The sequence below is a fragment of the Nocardia sp. NPDC058666 genome, from assembly GCF_042714895.1.
Classification (GTDB): domain Bacteria; phylum Actinomycetota; class Actinomycetes; order Mycobacteriales; family Mycobacteriaceae; genus Nocardia.
In genome coordinates, this window is sequence record NZ_JBHXRY010000123.1 from 1 (window position 1) to 1,024 (window position 1,024).

General features: G+C 67.2%; 2 protein-coding genes. Both read left to right on the forward strand.

Translation table 11 applies throughout. The annotated features are described in order from the left end of the window. A partial coding sequence (locus tag ACFWVD_RS28955) for an SDR family NAD(P)-dependent oxidoreductase (RefSeq protein ID WP_379248113.1) occupies positions 1–378 on the forward strand: 378 nt, incomplete at its 5' end. Between the two features lie 96 nt (positions 379–474). Beyond that, the coding region (locus tag ACFWVD_RS28960) for an ester cyclase (RefSeq protein WP_379248115.1) at positions 475–1,024 on the forward strand (550 nt) is incomplete at its 3' end.

Consider the following 1,024-nt stretch of genomic DNA (forward strand, 5'->3'; position numbering starts at 1 on the left):
GTGATCAACGTGGCCTCGGTGGCCGCCTTCGTACCCCGCGGTACGTACGGGGCGAGCAAGGCCTGGGTCGTGCAGTTCACCCAGGGCGCGGCGCGGGACCTGGGCGGGTCCGGGGTGCGGCTGATGGCGCTGTGCCCCGGCTTCGTCCGGACGGAGTTCCACGAGCGGGCCGGGATGGGCACGGACAACATCCCGAGCTGGATGTGGCTGGACGCCGACAAGCTGGTGGCTTCGGCCCTGGCCGACCTGGCGCGGGGGAAAACGGTGTCGATCCCGGACCCGCGGTACAAGGCGCTGATGGGCGTGGTGAAGCTGACGCCGCGCGGACTGCTGGGCGGGGTGTCCTCGCGCACGGGCCGCAAGTACGGCCCCCAGTAGCCCCGGAGGCCACCCGGACGGGCCTCATCACAAGCAGCCGATCGGGTGAAATCTCCCTAAACTGGACCTGTCCCATCCAGCGCGGGAGGCGACGCCATGACATTCGTACAAGTGATCGATTATGAGACCAGGCGGTTCGACGAGATGAACGCGCTCATCGACCGCTGGGCGGAGCAGAGCAGCGGCAGGCGCACGGCGACGCACACGATGATCGGCCAGGACCGCGAGGCCCGGAACCACTACGTGGACATGGTGGAGTTCCCCTCGTACGAGGAGGCCATGAAGAACTCCCATCTCCCCGAGACGGACCGCATGTTCCAGGAGATGGTGGCCCTCTGTGAGGGAATGCCGAAGTTCATGAACCTCGACGTCGTCCGCGACGAGCACCTCAACAAGCAGCTCGCCCGGCGGGTGTTCGAGGAAGCGGCCATGGGCGGCAACATGGGCGTCCTCGACGAGTGCTTCGCGACGAACTACATCGACCACGACGTCAGTAAGGCGGAGTCCACCGTCATCGGACGCGACGCCATGCGGTCGGACATGGAGACGTGGCGCGCCGCCTTCGACATGACCTTCGAGCCGCAGGCCATGCTGGCCGAGGGCGACATGGTCACGACGGTGTGGAACTGGCGCGGCACCCACAAGG